The organism is Nitrospirota bacterium (genome assembly GCA_020846775.1).
In the GTDB taxonomy this organism is placed as follows: Bacteria; Nitrospirota; 9FT-COMBO-42-15; order HDB-SIOI813; family HDB-SIOI813; genus RBG-16-43-11.
In genome coordinates this window covers 1-4,384 of sequence record JADLDG010000062.1, presented here as the reverse complement: position 1 = coordinate 4,384, position 4,384 = coordinate 1, and the positions used below count along the sequence as shown (strand labels likewise).

General features: G+C 43.2%; 7 protein-coding genes. 4 read left to right on the top strand and 3 right to left on the bottom strand.

All coding sequences use genetic code 11. The features are described 5' to 3' along the window. The coding region (locus IT392_09105) for a DUF2064 domain-containing protein (GenBank protein MCC6544644.1) at positions 1–442 on the top strand (442 nt) is incomplete at its 5' end. Positions 443–458: 16 nt separating this feature from the next. On the opposite strand, the gene IT392_09100 is transcribed toward IT392_09105, so the two are convergent. The 3 genes from IT392_09100 to IT392_09090 all read right to left on the bottom strand — a co-directional run bounded on the left by IT392_09100 (position 459) and on the right by IT392_09090 (position 2,901). Then, a complete protein-coding gene (locus IT392_09100; GenBank protein ID MCC6544643.1) occupies positions 459–653 on the bottom strand; it encodes a DUF1059 domain-containing protein in 195 nt (64 codons plus the stop codon). A gap of 215 nt (positions 654–868) precedes the next feature. After that, positions 869–1,234: a YbaN family protein gene (locus tag IT392_09095; protein MCC6544642.1), complete on the bottom strand. Its 366-nt coding sequence runs from the start codon at positions 1,232–1,234 to the stop codon at positions 869–871. 242 nt (positions 1,235–1,476) lie between these two features. Continuing rightward, positions 1,477–2,901 carry an FAD-dependent oxidoreductase gene (locus tag IT392_09090; protein ID MCC6544641.1) on the bottom strand — a complete coding sequence of 475 codons (1,425 nt, stop codon included), beginning with the start codon at positions 2,899–2,901 and terminating at the stop codon, positions 1,477–1,479. 196 nt (positions 2,902–3,097) lie between these two features. Here IT392_09090 and IT392_09085 point away from each other — a divergent pair, with 196 nt between their 5' ends. The 3 genes from IT392_09085 (at position 3,098) to IT392_09075 (ending at position 4,383) form a co-directional block, all read left to right on the top strand. Further along, positions 3,098–3,337: a GIY-YIG nuclease family protein gene (locus IT392_09085; protein ID MCC6544640.1), complete on the top strand. Its 240-nt coding sequence runs from the start codon at positions 3,098–3,100 to the stop codon at positions 3,335–3,337. 122 nt (positions 3,338–3,459) lie between these two features. Then, positions 3,460–3,759 (top strand): DUF2934 domain-containing protein, encoded by a 300-nt coding sequence (locus tag IT392_09080; GenBank protein ID MCC6544639.1) that lies wholly within the window; start codon positions 3,460–3,462, stop codon positions 3,757–3,759. A gap of 156 nt (positions 3,760–3,915) precedes the next feature. After that, on the top strand, positions 3,916–4,383 hold the full coding sequence (locus IT392_09075; protein MCC6544638.1) for an ATP-binding protein: 468 nt from the start codon (positions 3,916–3,918) through the stop codon (positions 4,381–4,383). Position 4,384: the final 1 nt, after the last annotated feature.

The window sequence follows — 4,384 nt, the reverse complement described above, 5'->3', positions numbered from 1 at the left end:
TGGCGGGTTAGGTGAACGGCTTTCTAACGTTTATAGTGAATTGCTCCATAAACACGACTTTGTTCTTTTAATCGGGTCGGACTGCCCTCAAATGCCATGGCAATATTTAATAGATGCCGCCCTGTTCCTGAGTGATGGCAGAAGCCGCTTTGTGATAGGTCCTGCCAAAGATGGCGGCTTCTACCTGTTTGGAGGAAACGTTCCGTTATCAGAAGAATTATGGACGGGTGTAAAATACAGCCAGTCAAATACTGCTGTCGAATTGATACGGGAGATAGAGACCCTGGGCTATATCAGTAAACTGCATCCCCTGGCTGACATAGATACAATTAATGACCTCCGGTCCCTCGCAAGTGAAGATTGGCATTACACAGCACTCTTACCCGCTCAACGCAGGGTGATTGACTGGAGCCGCTCTTTCATAAGCCATCCATCCTCATGATACCTTCAGACTATTGTCAGGCCTTGGGTGTCCCCTCTTTAAATGAATCGCGCAATTTTTTCCGAACATCGGGAGTATCCGGATATCCATGCACTGAGGTACCGTGTTGAACAGCGGCTTTCAGGAGCTCATCATCGGTATCGGCTGAAATAGCAACAGTACACTTAACATCACCAGGATAATCTCTGCAATCTATGTATTTTCTTGACATGATTTTCCCCCTCCTTTTTATTAACTTTTCAAAAACGATTGTTTAAAAAATGCCTAAATCACACTCTAATTGATAATGATTCCCGATGTCATTAGATTAGCACAACATCAGCTTAATAGCAAACCTTATTTTACTTGCTTCAGATAGCAGGCTTTCCTTACGCAGGAGACTGATCCGGATTTATCGAATCTCAAGTTCAAACCCGATTCAATGAATTACAAAGACTCCGTGGTCTTGATTTTCAGTATGATTACAACAGGCAATACGAGGGCTGCAATCAGAATCAGCCTCATAATAAAAGTATTCAGAGAAATAAAAGATGTCCCCCCTACTACAAAAACAGAGATGAGGGCATAGACCTTGGTCTTCCGGGTCATACTCCTCGTTTCCTGCCACTGTTTGATAAGGGGACCGAAGGTTTTATTCCTCAATAACCAGTCATGAAGTTTTTTTGAAGATTTTGCAAAACAAGCAGCGGCCAGCAGAAGGAAAGGAGTCGTCGGCAACAACGGAAGGACTATTCCGAGGACCGCCAGCCCTATGCAGATAAATCCTAAAGCGATGAGTAAAGGTTTATACATTGCACTCTAACCCTTATGCCCGATATTAGAGAAGCTTCAACAGTCGAGAGCACACCTGTGCCAGTGGTATTATCAAAATAATATTTGAGCGATAAATTCATCCTCTGCCTCCATTCAATGAAGTGATTTGATGGAACTGAATGAGAACTGTCAGGATTGAACATTCATAGCCTGCTTATTATATTTTAACGCAATTGCTTCTGGTCTTCAAGGGCAGAGCTGCCATTTAGGAACATCTTGCCTCACAAAAATTTTCTCAGGAATTTCAGGAAAGGGTTGCGCTGTAGTTTGTCAATATAACAGAGTTTAGCCGCCTGCTTGACTACGTCTGTAAATGTCGGGTAGATGTGTATGACCGAATACAGCTTATAAAATGGGATGCCGAGGGACCTTGCAATTTGTGTCTCATGGATCAGCTCCCCTGCCCTGGCCCCCAGAATATGAGCGCCGATGAGTCTCCCTTTGGAATCGCATATAAATTTTCCTAAACCTGTCTCTGAGACATCGGTCTTTCCCCTGTCTATGTGGCTGTATTCATGCTTATATATACTGATCCGGTCCCCATAGCTCTTCCTTGCCTCCTCCTCTGTTAAACCGGCATGGGCAATTTCAGGATTAGTAAATGTTGCCCATGCAGCATTCTTATAATCAACCTTCTTTTTAAAAGGCAAGATTGCATTGATTATGGCTATTTTGGCCTGATATTCTGCCATATGACTGAAGCGGTAAGGGCCTGCAACATCACCGCATGCATAGATGTTCGGGGCAGTCGTCTGAAGCGTATTGGTGGTCTTTATACCCTTCAGGGAATATTCTACTCCGGCACGTTCAAGTTGAAGTCCTTCAACATTGGCCTTTCTGCCAACAGAGACAAGGAGAGCTTCTGCATTGACGTTTTGCACCTGGTCATTACTGTTCTGAATACTCATTGATATCCTGCCGTCTTTCAGGGTAACCTTCACGGGCTTGTATCCTGTGATCAGCTTCACCCCCTCTTCTGTCATTTTTGCAGAGAGGATATCCACCAACTCCACATCCTCCTTATTAAGGATACGCTCATATTTGTGGATAACAGAGACATCCACTCCAAGCAGGTTAAAGGCAGACCCCAGTTCTGCCCCGATTGGGCCGCCGCCAAGAATAATCATGGATGAAGGAAGCCTTTCCATGTTAAAGATGTTTTGATTTGTAAAAACCGGGACCGTGTCAATCCCATCTATGAGAGGGACCAGTGGAGAAGAGCCCGTTGAGATAATCATTTTATTTGCCGACATCTTCTTCCCGTTTAAAAGTATCTGATGATTATCTATAAATGTTGGCGCCCCGAAGAGGACGTCTATCCCCTGTTTTTGAAATACCTCCGGGCGATGACCATCATATACCCGTTGTACAACTGAACGGACATGGGACATGACTTGCTCTGTATTAATTTCCAGTAGCGAATTGATTGCCAATCCATATTGGCCGGCATTCATTATCTTATGGGCAATCCTGCTTGAATTAATAAGTGCCTTGCTCGGTACGCAGCCATTGAGCGTGCACTCTCCGCCCAATTTATCCTTTTCAATCATGGCAACTTTTTTACCAAGACCTGAGGCAAGCTTTGAAGAGACAAATCCCGCGGCCCCGCCTCCGATGACAATGATGTCATAGTCATATTTTTTCATGGAAGATTCCTGGAGTAATGATATCGCAGCCAGTGTCAGAAGCGTCCGATAACGCCCTCGTATAGAAAATCAACGCTCTGCGATATACAGTGGACTATAACATGAAGGACCCTGCACATCAATAAGCGTTGAAGACAGGTGCCTGATGTGATACGCTGTCGTTGCTCCAGCTCTATGAGATCAGTAAAAAGGACTTATGTATTTCGTTTATCTTCTACAATGCAGTGATGGCACAATCTATACAGGAATAACGACTGATGTTGAACGAAGATTTCAGGAACACATGAATGGCAAAGGCGGGCATTATACGAGCTCAAGAAAAGTTGTTAAGCTGCTTTATACAGAGAAACAGAAAGACAGGAGCCATGCCCTCAGACGTGAATCCGAAATAAAGGGATGGCGGCGAAAGAAGAAGCTTGATTTGATACGAGGCTAATGCATTAAATTTGTATTTTTTTTAAAATCCTATATAATGATCTGTGTCTTTGCATTTCTGGCTGACTGATTCGTGATAGAAGTTAAAAATCAATCTAAAATAATTACTAATCGGAGGTATGTATGAATATTCAGAATGAAATAGAAAAGGTGGCCTATAGTCTCTGGGAAAAGAGTGGAAGAATGCCGGGCAGAGAGGTTGAGCACTGGGTCGAGGCAGAGCGGATTGTGATGCTAAGATTTGAAGAATTGAGCAAACCAAAGAAAGCATCAAAGAAAGCAGACACATTTGAGAAATTGCCGTTGGAACTAAAAAAGGCATCTGCGAAAGTAACGAAAAAGGAGTCCACTTTAAAACAGGCGACAGCAAAGAAGACTGTAAAGAAGGCCGAACCCGTAAAAGAAGCAAGGAAGACAAAATAATTCCAATTGGCATCAATTATATTTTCCTGCGGCGGCAACTGGATATGTTACAGCTTGTTTCTTGAGGTTTTTCTGTTCACTATTGACATCAGAGCAACATTGCTGCATCAGAATTGCTTCTTCCCGCTGACCACTTCAGTGACAACCTGAAGGAGTATGGTTTTTCTCTCAGCTCTGTGCTCACATTGTCAGAACGGTTCAATTACCGGGATTGAACTAAAGAAGACACCATTCTCTCCGGATATCTTACCTACTAACATATCTCAGGAATTCAAAGAACATTTGATCAGAGATTTTCAAGGCATAGATATGACCAATGTTAGATTTTTACATAAAACAGATAGTAAAGATATTGTGTCATTTGATATTTCAGACGAATCCGGAGGCACTCAAAAGCTTTTTGCTTTTGCAGGTCCTTTGATGGATGTCCTCGCAAAGGGCCGCATCCTTCTTGTTGATGAACTGGATACGAGCCTGCATCCCCTTATGGTCCGCTTCCTCATTAGCCTGATCCATAATCCTGAAGTTAACAGGAACAATGCACAGTTGGTATTTACAACACATGACACCTCTGTCCTTGATACAGATATCTTCCGTCGTGACCCGGCTTTACCCATTGACTGAG

Coding starts and splice junctions, on each gene's coding strand:
- IT392_09100 (MCC6544643.1), bottom strand. CDS start 653: ATGTCAAGAAAATACATAGATTGCAGAGATTATCCTGGTGATGTTAAG.
- IT392_09095 (MCC6544642.1), bottom strand. CDS start 1,234: ATGTATAAACCTTTACTCATCGCTTTAGGATTTATCTGCATAGGGCTG.
- IT392_09090 (MCC6544641.1), bottom strand. CDS start 2,901: ATGAAAAAATATGACTATGACATCATTGTCATCGGAGGCGGGGCCGCG.
- IT392_09085 (MCC6544640.1), top strand. CDS start 3,098: ATGTATTTCGTTTATCTTCTACAATGCAGTGATGGCACAATCTATACA.
- IT392_09080 (MCC6544639.1), top strand. CDS start 3,460: ATGAATATTCAGAATGAAATAGAAAAGGTGGCCTATAGTCTCTGGGAA.
- IT392_09075 (MCC6544638.1), top strand. CDS start 3,916: ATGGTTTTTCTCTCAGCTCTGTGCTCACATTGTCAGAACGGTTCAATT.